The sequence below is a fragment of the Dokdonia sp. Asnod1-B02 genome, from assembly GCF_045063955.1.
Taxonomy (GTDB): Bacteria; Bacteroidota; Bacteroidia; order Flavobacteriales; family Flavobacteriaceae; genus Dokdonia.
Genome location: NZ_JBEFNW010000002.1, coordinates 3,211,693 through 3,229,027, shown reverse-complemented (window position 1 = coordinate 3,229,027; position 17,335 = coordinate 3,211,693). Strand labels below are relative to the sequence as shown.

General features: G+C 38.4%; 16 protein-coding genes. 8 read left to right on the top strand and 8 right to left on the bottom strand.

Translation table 11 applies throughout. The features are described 5' to 3' along the window. The first annotated feature begins 32 nt into the window (after positions 1–32). The 7 genes from pdhA to ACJJVU_RS14445 all read left to right on the top strand — a co-directional run bounded on the left by pdhA (position 33) and on the right by ACJJVU_RS14445 (position 7,674). Positions 33–1,031 (top strand): pyruvate dehydrogenase (acetyl-transferring) E1 component subunit alpha, encoded by a 999-nt coding sequence (pdhA, locus tag ACJJVU_RS14475; RefSeq protein WP_405226850.1) that lies wholly within the window; start codon positions 33–35, stop codon positions 1,029–1,031. A gap of 3 nt (positions 1,032–1,034) precedes the next feature. Next, the gene (locus ACJJVU_RS14470; protein WP_405226847.1) at positions 1,035–2,723 is read left to right on the top strand and encodes a pyruvate dehydrogenase complex dihydrolipoamide acetyltransferase; all 1,689 of its coding nucleotides are present in this window, start codon (positions 1,035–1,037) and stop codon (positions 2,721–2,723) included. Between the two features lie 62 nt (positions 2,724–2,785). Continuing rightward, positions 2,786–3,781 (top strand): M28 family peptidase, encoded by a 996-nt coding sequence (locus ACJJVU_RS14465; protein WP_405226845.1) that lies wholly within the window; start codon positions 2,786–2,788, stop codon positions 3,779–3,781. Beyond that, positions 3,781–4,461, top strand: a complete 681-nt coding sequence (locus ACJJVU_RS14460; RefSeq protein ID WP_405226842.1) for an SDR family NAD(P)-dependent oxidoreductase — start codon at positions 3,781–3,783, stop codon at positions 4,459–4,461. Before ACJJVU_RS14465 ends, ACJJVU_RS14460 begins: the two co-directional genes overlap by 1 nt. Before the next feature lie 35 nt (positions 4,462–4,496). Further along, a complete protein-coding gene (locus ACJJVU_RS14455; RefSeq protein WP_405226839.1) occupies positions 4,497–5,093 on the top strand; it encodes a SprT-like domain-containing protein in 597 nt (198 codons plus the stop codon). A 5-nt stretch (positions 5,094–5,098) separates the two neighbouring features. Then, positions 5,099–6,184, top strand: a complete 1,086-nt coding sequence (locus ACJJVU_RS14450; protein WP_405226836.1) for a mannose-1-phosphate guanylyltransferase — start codon at positions 5,099–5,101, stop codon at positions 6,182–6,184. Continuing rightward, positions 6,184–7,674 (top strand): DUF389 domain-containing protein, encoded by a 1,491-nt coding sequence (locus ACJJVU_RS14445; RefSeq protein ID WP_405226833.1) that lies wholly within the window; start codon positions 6,184–6,186, stop codon positions 7,672–7,674. The genes ACJJVU_RS14450 and ACJJVU_RS14445 overlap by 1 nt, the downstream gene beginning before the upstream one ends. A 101-nt stretch (positions 7,675–7,775) precedes the next feature. On the opposite strand, the gene ACJJVU_RS14440 is transcribed toward ACJJVU_RS14445, so the two are convergent. From ACJJVU_RS14440 to gcvP, 7 genes are all read right to left on the bottom strand, one after another. Continuing rightward, positions 7,776–8,534: an ABC transporter ATP-binding protein gene (locus ACJJVU_RS14440; protein WP_108878004.1), complete on the bottom strand. Its 759-nt coding sequence runs from the start codon at positions 8,532–8,534 to the stop codon at positions 7,776–7,778. Continuing rightward, positions 8,535–9,272, bottom strand: coding sequence for an ABC transporter permease (locus ACJJVU_RS14435; RefSeq protein ID WP_298326873.1), 738 nt, complete (start codon positions 9,270–9,272; stop codon positions 8,535–8,537). It abuts the gene before it with no gap. Between the two features lie 70 nt (positions 9,273–9,342). Continuing rightward, complete coding sequence (locus ACJJVU_RS14430; RefSeq protein ID WP_339848819.1) at positions 9,343–10,437, bottom strand: alkaline phosphatase; 1,095 nt, start codon at positions 10,435–10,437, stop codon at positions 9,343–9,345. Between the two features lie 65 nt (positions 10,438–10,502). After that, entirely contained in the window at positions 10,503–11,354 is an 852-nt protein-coding gene (locus tag ACJJVU_RS14425; protein WP_405226828.1) for a glycosyltransferase family 2 protein, read from the bottom strand. After that, the gene (locus ACJJVU_RS14420; protein WP_405226825.1) at positions 11,354–11,881 is read right to left on the bottom strand and encodes a methyltransferase; all 528 of its coding nucleotides are present in this window, start codon (positions 11,879–11,881) and stop codon (positions 11,354–11,356) included. The genes ACJJVU_RS14425 and ACJJVU_RS14420 overlap by 1 nt, the downstream gene beginning before the upstream one ends. A 57-nt stretch (positions 11,882–11,938) precedes the next feature. Then, positions 11,939–12,997: a ketoacyl-ACP synthase III gene (locus ACJJVU_RS14415; protein ID WP_339848813.1), complete on the bottom strand. Its 1,059-nt coding sequence runs from the start codon at positions 12,995–12,997 to the stop codon at positions 11,939–11,941. 265 nt (positions 12,998–13,262) lie between these two features. Beyond that, complete coding sequence (gene gcvP / locus ACJJVU_RS14410) at positions 13,263–16,112, bottom strand: aminomethyl-transferring glycine dehydrogenase (protein WP_405226821.1); 2,850 nt, start codon at positions 16,110–16,112, stop codon at positions 13,263–13,265. Between the two features lie 130 nt (positions 16,113–16,242). Between gcvP and ACJJVU_RS14405 the strand changes: the two genes are divergently transcribed. Further along, on the top strand, positions 16,243–17,097 hold the full coding sequence (locus ACJJVU_RS14405; RefSeq protein WP_405226819.1) for a hypothetical protein: 855 nt from the start codon (positions 16,243–16,245) through the stop codon (positions 17,095–17,097). On the opposite strand, the gene ACJJVU_RS14400 is transcribed toward ACJJVU_RS14405, so the two are convergent. After that, complete coding sequence (locus ACJJVU_RS14400; RefSeq protein WP_013750054.1) at positions 17,078–17,329, bottom strand: hypothetical protein; 252 nt, start codon at positions 17,327–17,329, stop codon at positions 17,078–17,080. The two genes, ACJJVU_RS14405 and ACJJVU_RS14400, sit on opposite strands and share 20 nt — an antisense overlap. Between the last annotated feature and the right edge of the window lie 6 nt (positions 17,330–17,335).

Here is a 17,335-nt window from a genome sequence, read left to right as displayed (position 1 = left end):
CTCAAAAATGAGCGGCATTTATACGCTTTTAAATGAAAAAGATAACCAAAGAAACATACCTTAATTGGTACGAGGAAATGCTCTTCTGGCGCAAGTTTGAAGATAAGCTAGCTCAAGTATATATACAGCAGAAAGTCCGCGGATTTCTTCACCTTTATAATGGTCAAGAAGCAATCCTTGCCGGTTCATTGCATGCAATGGATTTATCTAAGGATAAAATGATTACGGCATACCGTAACCACGTGCAACCTATTGGTATGGGTGTAGACCCAAAACGCGTGATGGCAGAGTTGTTTGGTAAAGCAACTGGTACTTCACAAGGTCTAGGAGGTTCTATGCATATTTTTTCTCGTGAGAAAGGATTTTATGGAGGTCACGGGATTGTAGGAGGACAGATACCTTTAGGAGCTGGAATGGCTTTTGGGGATAAGTATAATAAAACTGGAGCGGTAACACTTTGTTATTTTGGAGATGGTGCAGCTCGTCAAGGATCTTTACATGAAACGTTTAACATGGCAATGCTCTGGAAACTTCCAGTAGTATTTTGTGTTGAAAATAACGGGTATGCGATGGGAACATCTGTAGGTCGTTCTGCAAACCATGAAGATATCTGGAAGCTAGGACTAGGGTATGAAATGCCATGTGGTCCTGTAGATGCTATGAACCCAGTTGCTGTAGCAGAAGCTATGGATGAAGCAATAGAGCGTGCTCGCCGTGGTGATGGACCTACATTTTTAGAACTTAAAACATATAGATATAGAGGTCACTCTATGTCGGACGCTCAGCACTATCGTACTAAAGATGAGGTTGCAGAGTATCAAAAAATAGATCCTATTACTCAGGTTAAGGAAATACTTCTTGAAAAAGAGTATGCAACCGAGGAAGAGATTAAGGTGATGGATAAGCGAGTGAAAGCTCGTGTGGCAGAATGTGAAAAATTTGCTGAAGAAAGTCCATTCCCAGATGTAAACGTGATGTACGATATAGTGTACGATCAAGAAGATTACCCATTTATACCTCATAGACTTTAAGTTATGGCAGAAGTAATAAACATGCCGCGTCTAAGCGACACGATGGAAGAAGGAACAGTCGCTACTTGGCTTAAAAAAGTAGGTGACAAGATAGAAGAAGGAGATATCCTTGCCGAAATCGAAACAGATAAGGCAACCATGGAGTTTGAATCTTTTAACGAAGGTGTGTTATTGTACATCGGGATTGAAGAAGGTCAAACCGCAAAAGTTGATGTGCTTTTAGCTATCATAGGTGAAGAAGGAGAAGATATTTCTGGATTATTAAATGGTGGTGACGCTTCCGCGAAAAGTGGAGAAGACGAAGCATCATCTTCTGATGAGAAAGAAGAGAATACTTCTCAAGATGAAACTAGTGAAGCATCTTCTGACGAAGAAGAATCTGCCGATAGTGAATCAGATATTCCAGAAGGAGTAATTGTAGTTAACATGCCGCGCCTGTCTGATACGATGGAGGAAGGAACGGTTGCTACCTGGTTAAAGGCTGTAGGTGATAAAGTAGAAGAAGGAGATATCCTTGCTGAAATAGAAACCGACAAGGCGACTATGGAGTTTGAATCATTCCAGTCTGGTACATTATTACATATAGGTATTAATGAAGGTGAGACAGCAAATGTTGATGAACTTCTAGCAATCATAGGTCCAGAAGGAACAGATGTTTCTGGTGTGGTAAAAAGCGGCGGAGCTACTAAAAAAGAAGCTCCAAAGAAGGAAGAAAAGAAAGAAGCTCCAAAAGCTGATAAAAAGGCAGATGCTCCAAAGGCAGCGCCTAAGAAAGAGAATAATACAAACTCTGCTTCTGGATCATCAAAACCTGCAGCAAATACTAATGGAGGACGCATATTTGTGTCTCCACTAGCAAAGAAAATTGCAGACGAGAAAGGAATCAATCTTTCTCAAGTAAAAGGATCTGGAGAAAATGGACGTATCGTAAAGAGTGATGTAGAAAACTTCACGCCTAGCGCTAGTCAATTTTCTGGAGCTGGAGTACAGCAATTTGTTGCAACAGGAGAAGAAAGCTTTGAGGATATTGATAACTCTCAAATGCGTAAAGCAATCGCTCGCGGACTTGGTAAATCTAAGTTTACAGCGCCTCATTACTACTTGAACGTTGAGTTCAATATGGAGAATATGATGAGTTTCCGTAAGCAGTTTAATGTATTACCAGATACAAAAGTTTCTTTTAATGATATGATTATTAAAGCAACCTCTATCGCTTTAAAACAGCATCCTCAAGTAAACTCTCAGTGGTTTGATGATAAAATGCGTCTCAATCACCATGTACATATTGGTGTGGCAGTTGCAGTACCTGATGGTCTTGTTGTTCCTGTAGTAGAATTTGCAAATGAAAAGTCATTACAGCAAATTAATGCTGAGGTTAAAGTATTAGCAGGGAAGGCTCGTGATAAAAAACTTACTATTCCAGAAATGGAAGGTTCTACCTTTACAATTTCAAATCTAGGAATGTTTGGAATCACAGATTTCACATCTATTATCAATCAGCCTAACTCTGCTATCCTATCGGTAGGAGCAATTGTAGAGAAGCCTGTGGTAAAAGATGGAAAGCTTGCTGTAGGACACACTATGAAGCTTACGCTTGCTTGTGATCACCGCACAGTAGATGGTGCAACTGGAGCACAGTTTTTACAAACGCTTAAAACGTACATTGAAAACCCAGTATTAATGCTGGCGTAGTCAATAATAAATATAGAATGATAAACCCACGCAACTGCGTGGGTTTTTTTATCTTTAGCTTTATGAAAAATATCTTAGTATTAGTAGGAGCCCTTGTCTTAGTGGGCTGTGGGTCACCCGCTCCTTTAGTAGGTGTAAAGGGTGAAAATGTGAGTACTGCACCAGCGAGCCAAGTAACGATGGTGATGCCAGACATCAAAGAAATGAAGTCTGTAAAGAGTACGATGGAGTTTCTAGCTTCAGATGAGCTTCAAGGTCGTGATACGGGAAGTAAAGGAATTGAGATGGCTGCTCAGTTTATAGAAGCACGCTTTAAAGATGCTGGAATCAAGCCATATTTTGAAAATTACCGTGACCCATTTGATGTTAATGGTGTGGAGGCATTTAACATTGTAGGTGTGATTGAGGGAAATGATCCTAAGCTCAAAGATGAGGTTATTATCATAGGTGCACATTATGATCATATTGGCACCGCAAAAGCTGATGGTGATGATACCATCGCAAATGGAGCAAATGACAATGCTGCTGGAACAACTACAGTACTTGCACTTACAGATCATTTTACTAAAGCAAAGACTAATAAACGTACTATTATATTTACACTATACTCTGCCGAAGAAAAAGGACTTTTAGGGTCAAAAGATTTGTCTAGTAGACTTAAGGCTGCTGGTATTGATCTTTATGCGATGATAAGTATTGAGATGGTAGGAGTGCCTATGGTAGGTAAAGATCACTCGTTATATGCTTCAGGATATGAGAAATCTAACTTTGCAGAAAAGTTTAATGAATATGCTGGTGAGAAGGTTATTGGATTTCTTCCTAAAGCAAAAGAATTTAATCTTTTCAAACGTAGTGATAACTACCCTTTTTTCTTAGATTTTAATATTCCTGCGCATACCATTTCCTCTTTTGACTTTACAAACTATGATCACTACCATGGCGTAGGTGATGAGGCAGATAAAATGGATATTGATTTTATGGAAGGAGTTATTAAAAAGCTAATCCCAGGAATCACTGGAATGGCAAATAGCCCTAACAAAGAGATTAAAATGAACTAATGAAAAGAATCATAATTACAGGCACGAGTAGAGGGATAGGTTTTGAGCTTGCAAAGAAGTTTGCAAAAGAAGGGCATCAAGTACTTGCGCTTTCGCGAAAGCATACTTCTTGTGCAGATTTAAATTTACAGAATCTTACTGCATTTCCATTTGATATAACAGATGCTTCACACTTTCAAAAAGTAGTAGATTTTATAGAAAGTGACTGGGAAGGAGTCGATGTACTCATAAATAATGCCGGTGCTTTACTTAATAAGCCGTTTGCTGAGACTACCGTTGCAGATTTTGAAATGGTGTACAAAGTAAACGTCTTTGGCGTTGCCGAGTTAACACGAACGGTACTTCCATACATGACCTCTGGTGCACATGTAGTAACGGTCTCTAGTATGGGCGGAATACAAGGAAGTATGAAGTTTCCAGGTCTTGCAGCTTATAGCTCAAGTAAGGGAGCCGTAATTACATGGAGTGAATTACTAGCTGAAGAATATAAAGAACAGGGAGTAGCATTTAATGTACTTGCTTTAGGAGCTGTACAAACAGAAATGCTAGAAGAAGCATTCCCTGGGTATGAAGCGCCGTTGACGGCAATACAAATGGCAGATTATCTATTTAATTTTGCGTTAACAGGAAATCAATTTTACAACGGGAAAGTATTGCAAGTTTCTGCTAGCACGCCGTAAGTAGCAAGTAATTTTAAAAACGATTTATAGTTGACGTGGTAGAAGTCCTCAAGAAATATATCCCAGAAAGAGCGGCTGCTCCAGTTTTTGCATTAATAAAGGAACATGCCGTTTATCTCAAGATTGTAAATGAGCGGGTAACAAGGCACGGAGATTATAGAATACTGGCAGATGGACAGCACCAAATCACCATAAACGTAAGTCTCAATCAATACAGGTTTTTAGTCACTTTAGTGCATGAGATAGCGCACTTAGTTGCTTTTAAAAAGTATGGTAGAGCGATAAAACCTCATGGTAAAGAATGGAAACATACTTTTCAATATTTGATGTTACCCTTTATAAGGCCAGAAATCTTTCCAGCAGATTTATTACCTTATCTAGCAAGGCATTTTAAAAATCCTAAAGCGAGTAGTGATACAGATGCTCATCTTTCTGTAGCGCTAAAGAACTATGATCCACCTAGTGATAAAAATTATATATTTGAATTACCCATGGGATCTACATTTCAGATTTATAATGGGAAGATATTTAAAAAGGGTAAAAAACGTGTAAAACGTTATGAATGCACAGAGGTAAGTACAGGTAGAACATTTCTATTTCAGCCTAACGCAGAGGTAGACATCATAGATTAGAAATTATGGAAAATACTAAGAATTATTACGCATTGTTAATGGCTGGAGGTGTAGGCTCTAGATTTTGGCCCGTGAGTACTCAGGCTTTTCCAAAACAGTTTCATGATATGCTTGGCACCGGGGAAACCTTGTTGCAAAAGACATTCAATCGTCTAGCTAAGATTGTTCCAGAAGATCAAATTCTCATACTTACAAATACAGATTATAATGATCTCGTAAAGGAGCAGCTCCCTAATATCAAACAAAAAAATATTGTTCTTGAGCCTGCAATGCGTAACACGGCACCTTGTATCCTTCTTTCTGCATTAAAGGTGGAAAAAGAAAATCCTGATGCTGTGATGGTCGTAGCTCCTAGTGATGCGTGGATAGAAGATGAAGACGCCTTTGTAGAAAATCTTCAGAAGGCTTTTGATGCAGCTCAACAAGAAGAAACTATAGTCACTTTAGGTATACAGCCTAGCTTTCCAAATACTGGTTACGGTTACATAAATTATGATAAAAGTGATAACGCTTTCGCGAAAGCGGTAAAACGTTTTACAGAAAAACCAGACTACCCTACTGCCAAAGAATTTGTAGCAAGTGGAGAATACCTCTGGAATGCAGGTATGTTTATATGGAGTGTAAAAACTGTCGTAAACAGTTTTAAGTCTTTTTTGCCGGATATGTACAGTTTGCTCAATGAGGGTAATGTGGTGTATAATCTACCAGAAGAGCAAGATTTTATTAATGAAGCGTATCCAAAAGCAGAGAATATAAGTATTGATTTTGGAGTGATGGAGAAGCATCAAAATGTAAAAGTAGTCCCAGCAACTTTTGACTGGAATGACCTAGGTACTTGGGGATCTCTCTATGATAAAATGGAAGGGACTTCTGGAAATGATGCCGTTGTAAATGCGCGCATAATCGCAACAAATACCTCAGGAAATATTATTAGAACTGCTAGTAATAAGGTGGTAGTAGTAGACGGACTTAAGGATTATATTATCGTCGAAAAAGAAGATGTTCTCGTTATTGTGCCTAAAAGCAAGGAGCAAGACATCAAAGAAATACGCAACGAGGTGCAGTCTAAATTTGGTAATAACTTAGGATAGTGGAAAACAAAGATAATATAGGGGCAAATCCAGATCCAAAGCCCAGCGAACTCAATATTGATCCAAACGAGGATATGAGAGATGAGGCAAAGGGTCTCTGGGAAAGTATAAAAGAATTTTTAAGTGATCTTCTTGATATAAGAGAAGATACAGATAGATCTACCACGGTAGAGGCTATTCGTAAAGACATACCTTTTAAGGGTCATAACGCGTGGATTCTTATTTTTTCCATTTTTGTTGCGAGTATTGGACTCAATGTAAGTAGTACCGCTGTAGTAATAGGGGCCATGCTTATAAGTCCGCTTATGGGACCTATAGTTGGTATAGGGCTTTCTATAGCTATAAATGACGCTATCATGATGAAGCGATCATTTGTAAATCTTGCAGTGATGATAGTGCTAAGTGTGCTTACGGCTACCTTATATTTTAGTTTATCACCGGTTAAAGAAGTAACGCCAGAATTAATGGCGCGTACTTGGCCTACTATATTAGATGTGTTTATTGCAATTTTTGGTGGTCTTGCGCTTATTGTTGCTAAGACAAAATCAGGTACTATTGCTAGTGTGATCTTTGGAGTTGCAATTGCTACTGCCTTAATGCCGCCACTGTGTACTGTGGGTTACGGTCTTTCTCAATCCATTATAGGCAACAGTGAGGGGCTTTATTGGGCATTAGGTGCTTTATATCTTTTCTCCATTAATGCTGTGTTTATAGCACTTGCTACATTTACCGTATCAAAACTTCTCAAGTTTCCGCTGGTAAAATATGCAAACCAAAAGACTCGAAAGCGTACTACGCGTATGGCAACTCTTATTGCTGTATTAGTTTTAGTGCCTAGTGTATGGACTTTTTTAAGATTACTTAATCAGCAAATCTTTATAACCAGAGCAAAAGCTTTTGTAACCAATACAATCAAGTACGAGGGAGCAGAGATTGTAAAAGAAACCGATGATGCAGAGAAGAGACGTATAGATATTTACCTGATAGGAAAGCTAGTGCCGCAAAATCTCATTACCCAATGGGAGGATGAGTTTAAAAAGACCGAAGATTGTGAGAATTGTACCTTAGTCGTGCATCAAGGTGCAGATCAAAGTGGCGAACTCGCAGCAAGATTAAGTACGGAGGTGCGCTCTGGTATTCTTGAAGATCTATATGTAAAAAATCAAGAAGCAATGACTTCTAAGGATGAGCAAATTCGTCTTCTGGAGAATGAGGTGACCCAGCTTAGAGGTACAGCTTTACCATTTGCGTCTATGCGCAATGAGGCAAAGATTAATTATGATGGGCTTAAACGATTTGGTTATGCTACAGAGATTACTACAGACTTTTCTGGAGGTATTGATACCTTAACGGTAGTTCGAGTAGAATGGGCGGATAGTTTGTCCCAAAGCGTTAGAAATAAACAGCAGCAAAAACTAGGGCAATGGATAAAAGAGCGTTTTAGTCTCGATACTGTAGTTGTAAATGGCAATGTTTGGAGAAAGAAATAAAATTACTGTTCTTTAGTGTATAGGACAGTTTCTTAAATACCTAGGTATAATATTAAAGCGCTATAATTCTTTATAATGGCGCTTTCGCGAAAGCGTAACAATTAAGAGTTTTGTGCTTCTCTTACCATTTTAAATAGGTTTGAGGAATACACAAAATTTGTAACGTCTTTATTATCTGTTTTAAAAATTTCATCTTTCGTTCCTTCCCAGGCTAGGTGGCCTTTCTGAAGGTATACAATATGATCTCCTATTTCCATCACAGAGTTCATGTCATGCGTATTAATGATGGTTGTAATATCCTGTTCTATGGTAATCTCTCTAATAAGATTGTCAATTACGGTAGCAGTATTAGGATCTAGTCCAGAGTTAGGCTCATCACAAAATAAATATTTTGGATTGTTTACAATAGATCTAGCGATAGCTACACGCTTTTGCATTCCTCCAGAAATTTCTGAAGGTAACTTATGGTTTGCATTCTCTAGATTAACGCGGTTGATTACCACATTTGCTCGTTCTATGCGTTCCTTCTTTTTCATCTTTGTAAACATCTTGAGCGGGAAAGCGATGTTTTCTTCTACAGTCATAGAATCAAACAAGGCGCTGCCTTGAAAAACCATCCCTATCTGCTCTCTAAGATCACGCTGGTGCTCATCATCAAGTTCTGAGTATGGATTGCCATCGTAGATTATTTGTCCGCTGTCGGGCTTAAAAAGGCCTAACATCGTTTTTAAGAATACCGTTTTACCAGATCCAGAAGTTCCTATAATAAGATTAGTCTTACCAGATTCAAACTTGGTTGAGAATCCTTTTAAGACTTCGTTGTCACCAAATGACTTTCGTATTTCTTTTACTTCAATCATCTAGCTTAGTAATAATTGGGTGGTTATAAAATTCACTAGTATAATCGCCACACTTGTCCATACGAACGAAGTTGTACTCGCTTTTCCTACTTCGAGAGCTCCACCTCGCATAAAATACCCATGATATGCAGGGATGGTTGCTAGTAGAAAGGCAAATAAGAACGTCTTGAAAAACGCATAGAACAGTTGGAAAGGTATAAAGTCTTGTTGAAGTCCAGATAAAAAGTCATTACTTGGAGCAAAGCCTCCATATACTGCGGCTGTATAAGCACCTATAATTCCTAAAAACATCCCTATTGCAATAAGGAATGGATAGATTAACATCGCAACAATTTTAGGAAATACTAAGTAATTAAGAGAGTTGATTCCCATAACTTCTAGTGCATCTATTTGCTCTGTAACACGCATAGTACCTATGCTTGAAGTTATAAATGATCCTACCTTACCAGCCATAATAACAGATACAAATGTAGGAGCAAATTCAAGTATAATAGACTGTCTTGCAGCAAAGCCTATTAAAGATTTTGGCAATAGCGGGTTGTTTAAGTTGAGTGCCGTTTGTATGGCAACAACAGCGCCTACAAAGAAGGATATAAATGCAACAATACCTAATGACCCAATGATTAGATCATCAATTTCTTTAAAAATAAGATCACGAAGAACCTTGCCCTTTGTAGGTTTTACAAAGGTATTTTTTATCATTAAGAAATATTCACCTATAGAGTGTAGGTACGACATTGACGATGTTTAAGTGGCTAATGTAGGTATTAATACGATTGTTAAAATAGTATTTAAGATAGGTTTATGACTACTGCTGTTTTAGTAATTTCTTCATTTTAGCATGAATAGCAGTATTCTCGTAGATTCCCATGAACTCAGAAGCGCCAGGTCCGTAAGCAAAAACTGGTACCATAGTAGCACTGTGTCCACCTGTAGAAAATGATGGTTCTATCGTGTTATAATCTCCTGCTTTTGATGCAAGTGTAAATCCACCCGTCTCATGATCTGCAGTTACAATAACGAGTGTGTTTCCATCTTTCTCGGCATAATCGAGCACTTGACCTATCACTGTATCAAAGTCTATAAGTTCGCTTATTAAGTACTCACTATCATTATTATGTCCGCCCCAGTCTACTTGAGAACCTTCTACCATTAAGAAAAATCCTTTCTTATTTTGAGAAAGTTTCTTGATGCCAAGTTTAGTAGCGTCATACAAGAAAGAACCACGACCATCTAAAAATTTAGGCATCCCACTGTCTGCAAGTAAGAAACCATAGTTCTTATCTTTTTTTAATGAAAGCATAGGATCGAGTCTGTCTAAGTACATTTCATAGCCCTTAGATTCAAGTGTTGCTACGAGATTATTTCCATCTTCTCTATTTTCAAAATATTTACGTCCTCCACCAGCAAAAAAGTCAACGCCAGAGTTGATGATATCTTCGGCAATTTCTAACTCCATCTTTCTAAACTTTTGATGAGCATAAAAACTTGCAGGAGTTGCATGAGTGATGGTTGAAGTTGCTATAACACCTGTAGCAAAACCTCTTTTTTCTAAATCTTCAAGAATAGTTGGTGCAGCGATGGTGTCTGTATTAACTCCAATGGCTCCATTATATGTTTTTAAACCTGTAGAAAAAGCCGTAGCTCCACTAGCCGAGTCTGTAATCAAATCACTTGCCGAAGAAGTTTTAATGAGTCCTATCGTTTTAAAACGATCATAATTAGACGGCTGCGTATTGTAATATTGACTAGCAGAAATCTGGCTCAAACCAGTGCCATCTGCTATCATAAGTATAATATTCTTAGGTTTTTTGTTTTGTGCTGTACTGCTTACAGATGCACAAGATATGGTCATACCTATTACACATAGCGATAGATATTTTGATATAGACTGTATATTCATTGTAGTAAAGATTTAAGCAAAAGTAATTAATGTCTCAGTGACAATTTTAAAGATTAGGTTAAGAATTAGACACCAAGCTTAGATCTTATTCCTTTCCATCGTAAGTTTCTTATAAATGTGCCTTCTTGTGCACTTACAAGATGGTCTTTTTTAGATCGCTTTGCGCGAAAATATCCACGCAAATAATCCTTAGTTAAAAGCAAGTTTCCTTTGCGATTTGCTAACTTGATTGATGCTATCAAAGTAAGCCAAAAGCCGTATCTCATTCCATAGAATGCTTCTCCTTGTTTAAATTGTGCTGTCTTGTTGTAGGTATTGCCTGTTGGTTTTAGATGTTTTACATGCAGGGTGTCGTTTGTGATAACCTGCCAGTTATAATATTTTGCAAGAAGCTCATCGATGGTGTCCCATCCCATTGCTGGTTTTAGACCTCCTATTTCTTTAAAACATTCTTTTCTATACGCTTTAAGAGCGCCGCGTATGTGGTCTTTGTTAGTTAGGTTTTCAAGAACCCAATCTCCATCTTTTTCAACAAAACAAAATCCGCCAACCATGCCGATGCGAGGATTTTTTTCAAATTCATGAGCAATGGTCTCCAAGTAATTCACTGGAAAAATAAGATCTGCATCAAATTTGCAAAAGATATCATAGTCTTCATCAAGCGTGTTTATACCTTTTTGAACGGCTTGTATTACTTTACTGCCAGGTAGATGTATATCGCTGCTGGTTGTATTGAGAAGTTCTATGAAAGAGTGCGCTTTCGCGAAAGCGGAAATTATCTGCTCACTATCATCTGTACTTTGATCATTGACCACAACTACCTTTTTGGGGAGCAATGTTTGTGCAACTAAGGAGTCTAGCGTTTGTTTTATAAACTCGGCCTCATTGTGACAAGGTATGACGATGTAGAAATTCATTAAGATTTGCGTTCGGCATAAATCAAGTAATAGCGGGGAGTAACCATTCTTAGTAGTGGCCTAATTCCTAATTTCTTAACGGGATTTGTAAACTTCTCACGTTTCTTAATTTCCCAACCAGCTTTTTCAAAAAGCCAGTCAAATTGCCAGTCTTCAAATTCATGGTAATGTCTGTCCCACATATCGGTCTTAGAGCGGTAAGCAGGGGAGAACCATAGTTTTAAAGGGATACTCGCTACTATTTTATCTGCCTTTATATCTTGCAGTACATTAAAAGGGGCGAGTAGGTGTTCAAAAATCTCAAAAGCAGTTATCACCGAAGCGTCTGATTCTTGTACAGCACTCGTGTCTATATCCAGATCTTCTCCCGATGTATTTTGTACAGTGTATCCTTCACGTTCCATAAAGTCTACAAACGGGTTACGTACACCAAGATCAAGAATATGCTCATTTGTATCAGGAATTACTTCCTTGAGAAAATTGATGGTGTGCTTATACCGTTTGTTTGGAAAAGTGTTTTCGTACACGTTTAATAAAGATTTACAGTTAGTAACACTCAAAAAGGAGCTTATTTGCTCGTTTAATTAATAGCGATATACCATAGCGTTGATATTCATACCAGCACCTACACTCGCAAAAATAACAACATCACCTTTGTTGATTTCGTGATTTTCTAGAGCTCCTTGACGCACTAAGTCAAATACTGTAGGAACCGTAGCAACAGAGCTGTTACCTAGTGTGTTTATGCTCATAGGCATAATATGCTCAGGCATTTCTAAGTCGTGAAGTTTATAAAAGCGACTTACGATTGCCTCATCCATCTTCTCATTTGCTTGATGGATAAATATTTTCTTTACATCAGCAATTGTACAGCCACTATCTTCAAGGCATGTTTTCATGGCTTGAGGTACTTGTGTGAGCGCAAAATTATAAATCTTACGACCGTACATTTTTATGTACTTAGTTTGCTGTTCTGCTTCGGTGTTATAAGAAGATCCATTAAATAGGAAATAAGCTTCATCATAGGTGAATGTAGCTGTCTCAAAAGATAAGATTCCAGTGTTGCTATCATCTTGCTCAATAATAGATGCTCCAGCACCATCACTGTAAATCATGCTATCTCTATCGTGATCATCTACCACGCGAGAAAGCATTTCAGTACCAATTACAAGACATTTTTTTGCCATTCCTGCCTTGATATATGCTTGCGCTTGAATGACACCTTCAATCCACCCTGGACATCCAAAGAGAATATCATAAGCAACGCACTTAGGGTTTTGGATACGTAAGTTGTGTTTAATACGTGATGCAAGACTAGGTACAATATCACTAAAGTTTGATCCCTTTTGCACATCACCATAATTGTGAGCACAGATAATGTAGTCTAGTGTTTCAGGGTCTACTCCTGAGTCTTTAATAGCTTTTAGGGCTGCTTGCGTTCCCATATCTGAGGATTGCATACCAGCAGGTGCATAGCGTCGTTCTGAAATACCAGTGATGGCTTTGAACTTTTCTATAATGATACCATTTTCAGATTTAATGGCAGAGCCATCCATATTCAAAAATTGATGTTTTTGAAAGTTGTCATTTTTTGTTACGACTTCTGGAATGTAGCTGCCTAAACCTGTTATCTTAATTGCCATATAGGGTATTTTGTAAGGAGGTAAAGTTAATGAAACAGAATGGGATTGCCCGATGTCATAACTGTTCCTATTTATTTTGTGAAATCCATAATAATTAGCTCTTTTTAGCTACTTATCAGCGAGAACTTTACCGTTATTAAATTAATCTTGATGTATGTATAAAATAGCAAAGGTCAAAATGCTAGATTTTGACCTTTACTTATGAGATCATCTCAATTTTGACGATGTATTTATCAAAATAATAGATGTTTCAATTATTGTGCATTTATGCTTCCATGTATTCCTCAATAGGAGCACAAGTACATATTAAATTACGATCACCATAAGCGTCATCTACACGACGCACAGTAGGCCAGAATTTATTTTCTGCAACATAGCTTAACGGGTAAGCTGCTTTCTCTCTAGAGTATGAGAACTCCCAAGTATCTGCAGTGACCATTGCTAGTGTATGCGGTGCATTTTTCATAATGTGGTTAGGCTCATCAGAACTTGCTGTGTCAATTTCCTTTCTAATAGAAAGCATTGCTTCACAAAAACGATCTAGTTCTTCTTTGCTTTCACTTTCTGTAGGTTCTATCATCATAGTTCCTGCTACTGGGAAAGAAACCGTAGGAGCGTGGAAACCATAATCCATAAGACGCTTTGCGATATCTGTTACTTCGATACCATGAGCTTTAAATGGACGACAGTCTATAATCATCTCGTGTGCAGCACGACCGCGTTCCCCTACATATAAACATTGATAAGCACCGTCAAGACGTTCTTTGATGTAGTTTGCATTAAGAATAGCATACTCTGTAGAGTGACGTAATCCTGGCTCACCTAGCATAGTGATGTATGCGTAAGATATAAGACATGCAAGTGCAGATCCCCATGGAGCTGCGCTTATTGCAGTAATGGCTTGCTCACCACCTGTAGTAATTACCGGGTTAGTAGGTAAGAAAGGAACTAGTTGTTTTGCAACACATATAGGTCCTACTCCTGGGCCACCACCTCCGTGAGGAATAGCAAAAGTTTTGTGTAGGTTTAAGTGACATACATCTGCACCAATTGCTCCTGGGTTTGTAAGGGCAACTTGTGCATTCATGTTTGCACCATCCATATATACTTGACCACCGTGCTCATGTATGAGTGATGTGATTTCTTTTACAGCGCTTTCATATACTCCATGCGTAGATGGGTATGTGATCATAAGTGCAGCAAGGTTGTCTTTATGCTTCTCTGCTTTTTCACGTAAATCATCTACATCGATGTTTCCGTTTTCTAGTGCTTTTGTAACTACTACTTTCATACCAGCCATTACTGCACTTGCAGGATTGGTTCCGTGTGCAGACGATGGGATAAGGCAGATGTTTCTGTGGCTATCTCCACGAGATTCGTGGTATGCACGTATTACCATAAGTCCGGCATATTCTCCTTGAGCGCCAGAGTTAGGTTGTAATGATGTACCTGCAAAACCTGTAATCTCCGTAAGTTGATCTTCAAGTTTTTTAAGCATAGTCTGGTATCCTTCTGCCTGATCTAATGGTGCAAAGGGGTGCATATTCCCCCATTGCGGATCAGAAAGTGGTAACATTTCAGACGCTGCATTGAGCTTCATCGTACAAGAACCTAGAGATATCATTGAGTGATTTAATGATAAATCTTTGCGCTCTAATTTTTTGATGTAACGCATCAATTCTGTTTCAGAATGATAGCTATTAAATACTGGGAGCTGTAAGAATGAAGTCTCACGAGCTACACTTGCAGGAATCGCGTTTCCTTCGGCAATTTCAGATACAACGATAGTTTCTTTTGAGTACGCTTTCGCGAAAGCGGTAATGATATCATTTACATCTTGTAAGGTGGTAGCTTCATGTATAGAGATTGCCACGGTCTCTGCATCTGGGTAATGGAAGTTAATTTCCATTTCTTGTGCTACGGCAGCAACTTTGGCAGCATCTGCTTTTATTTGTATAGTGTCAAAATAACTCTCGTTAGTTTGATACAATCCTAGTTGTTCAAGTGCATCTGCAACGGTAGCTGCAGTGTTGTGAACCTTATTTGCTATATTTTTTAATCCTTCTGGACCGTGATATACACCGTACATTCCCGCCATAACAGCAAGTAATACCTGAGCAGTACAGATGTTTGAAGTTGCCTTATCACGTTTGATGTGTTGCTCACGTGTTTGAAGCGCCATACGCAGGGCACGCTTACCATCAGTATCCTTTGTTACTCCGATAATACGTCCTGGGATACTTCTTTTATATTCTTCCTTAGTAGCAAAGTATGCTGCATGAGGACCTCCGTATCCTAATGGAATACCAAAGCGTTGCGTAGTACCAACTACAACGTCTACTCCAAATTCTCCTGGAGCACGGAGTTTTACAAGGCTCAATATATCTGCTGCTACAGCTACTTTAATATCTGCTGCATTTGCATTTGCTACAAAACCTGCGTAGTCAAATACTTTTCCAGATACACCTGGATATTGTAAGATAGCTCCAAAGAACTCTTTAGAAAAATCAAATTCCTCATGATTTCCTATTACTAGTTCAACACCTATTGGCGTTGCACGGGTTTGTAATAAAGAAAGTGTTTGAGGTAGAATCTCTTCAGATACAAAGAATTTGTTTACGTCTGCCTTTTTCTGATCACGGCTACGTACAGAAAATAGCAATGCCATTGCTTCTGCAGCTGCGGTAGACTCGTCAAGTAAAGATGCATTTGCAAGCTCCATACCTGTAAGATCTGTGATCATGGTCTGGTAGTTAAGCAACGCTTCTAGTCGTCCTTGAGCAATCTCTGCTTGGTAAGGCGTGTAAGCCGTGTACCATCCCGGGTTTTCTAGAATATTACGCTGTATTACCGCTGGTGTAATCGCTTGGTTGTATCCTAGACCTATAAAAGATCTAAAAACTTTGTTTTTATTAGACAGTGCTGTGATATGTGCAGCAAACTCATGCTCGCTTAGCGCAGGGTCTAGCGTAAGGTTGTTCTCAAGTCTAATGTTATCAGGAATAGTCTCAAATATGAGTTGCTCGATAGTTTCAGCGCCTACGGTTTTAAGCATCTCAGGAAGATCACTTCTACGCGGGCCTATATGGCGTAATGCAAACGAATCTGTATTCATCGTATTGAATATTTTTAGGTGCAACAAAAATAAGGCAACGAAATCGATTTTTACGACTTATTTGCCTCATAGCGAGCTAATGTTTTCAACGGAAATGCAACCTTATTAACAGTTGTAGTATTTTTGTCTAATGCAGTTGTTTAAACGTGTTTTTGACTTTTATATAAACAGTAGTATCCACGTGAGCTTAGCCGTGGTTGCATTAGGGTGGGTGACTTGCTTGTCTTTAGACATAAACGTTAATTACGAGTTGCTCGCATTTTTATTTTTTAGCACAGTGACTGGCTATAATTTTGTTAAATATGCCGAAATAGCTGGTTTACACCATCGAAGCCTAGCAAAATCATTAAAATCAATACAAGTTTTTTCTGTTTTTTGCGGAATTGGGATGATTGTAACGGCATTTTGGCTCCCACTAGAAGTGTGGGTGGCTTGTGGTATTTTGGGGTTAATCACGCTACTGTATGCAGTTCCATTTTTTCTTCCAGCAACAAGCACAGATAATAATAAGGGGAATTTGAGGAGCATCTCTGGTGTAAAAATTTACATCATAGGTCTTGTATGGGCAGGAGTGACGGTGTTATTACCAGTTTTAGAGCATGGCCTCTCCATGCACTGGGATGTTTGGGTGTTATTTACACAGCATTTTCTTTTTGTAATCGCTCTCATGATTCCATTTGAGATAAGAGATACGAGTTATGACCTCGCCTCTTTACGTACACTACCTCAAGTAGTAGGCATAAAAAAAGCCAAAATCATTGGTGTGATTTGGCTTTTCTTATTTTTAATTCTAGACTTCTTAAAGGACGACCTATCTATGCCGATGTTAACTACACACTTAATTATTGTAGCAGTGGTAGTAGTTTGTATCACGCTTTCGCGAAAGCGCACTTCAGCTAAGAGTTATTTTACATCCTTTTGGGTAGAGGGAATCCCGCTACTTTGGTTAAGTCTAGCGTTGTTATTTAATTATTTACTTGATTAAGTTGCTCTTGAAGGCGTTGCTTCATGAGTTCTTTATCAGACATAGAAACTGTTTCTACCGATGGATTTTTTATTGCTTTACTAAGCTTTCCATTACGAGAAGAATATTTTCTACAAGCTCTACAATAGATAAGGTGAAAACTTAATTTTATTTTATCTATTAATGAAGCCTCGTTATACTGGTTCTTGTCGCAGATGTGGTTAGCCTCTTGACATTCAGTTTTTAATTTCATTTTTTT

Excerpts from the sequence above, each read along its gene's own strand:
- pdhA (WP_405226850.1), top strand. The coding sequence starts at position 33 with ATGAAAAAGATAACCAAAGAAACATACCTTAATTGGTACGAGGAAATG.
- ACJJVU_RS14470 (WP_405226847.1), top strand. The coding sequence starts at position 1,035 with ATGGCAGAAGTAATAAACATGCCGCGTCTAAGCGACACGATGGAAGAA.
- ACJJVU_RS14465 (WP_405226845.1), top strand. The coding sequence starts at position 2,786 with ATGAAAAATATCTTAGTATTAGTAGGAGCCCTTGTCTTAGTGGGCTGT.
- ACJJVU_RS14460 (WP_405226842.1), top strand. The coding sequence starts at position 3,781 with ATGAAAAGAATCATAATTACAGGCACGAGTAGAGGGATAGGTTTTGAG.
- ACJJVU_RS14450 (WP_405226836.1), top strand. The coding sequence starts at position 5,099 with ATGGAAAATACTAAGAATTATTACGCATTGTTAATGGCTGGAGGTGTA.
- ACJJVU_RS14440 (WP_108878004.1), bottom strand. The coding sequence starts at position 8,534 with ATGATTGAAGTAAAAGAAATACGAAAGTCATTTGGTGACAACGAAGTC.
- ACJJVU_RS14435 (WP_298326873.1), bottom strand. The coding sequence starts at position 9,272 with ATGTCGTACCTACACTCTATAGGTGAATATTTCTTAATGATAAAAAAT.
- ACJJVU_RS14430 (WP_339848819.1), bottom strand. The coding sequence starts at position 10,437 with ATGAATATACAGTCTATATCAAAATATCTATCGCTATGTGTAATAGGT.
- ACJJVU_RS14425 (WP_405226828.1), bottom strand. The coding sequence starts at position 11,354 with ATGAATTTCTACATCGTCATACCTTGTCACAATGAGGCCGAGTTTATA.
- ACJJVU_RS14415 (WP_339848813.1), bottom strand. The coding sequence starts at position 12,997 with ATGGCAATTAAGATAACAGGTTTAGGCAGCTACATTCCAGAAGTCGTA.
- gcvP (WP_405226821.1), bottom strand. The coding sequence starts at position 16,112 with ATGAATACAGATTCGTTTGCATTACGCCATATAGGCCCGCGTAGAAGT.
- ACJJVU_RS14405 (WP_405226819.1), top strand. The coding sequence starts at position 16,243 with ATGCAGTTGTTTAAACGTGTTTTTGACTTTTATATAAACAGTAGTATC.
- ACJJVU_RS14400 (WP_013750054.1), bottom strand. The coding sequence starts at position 17,329 with ATGAAATTAAAAACTGAATGTCAAGAGGCTAACCACATCTGCGACAAG.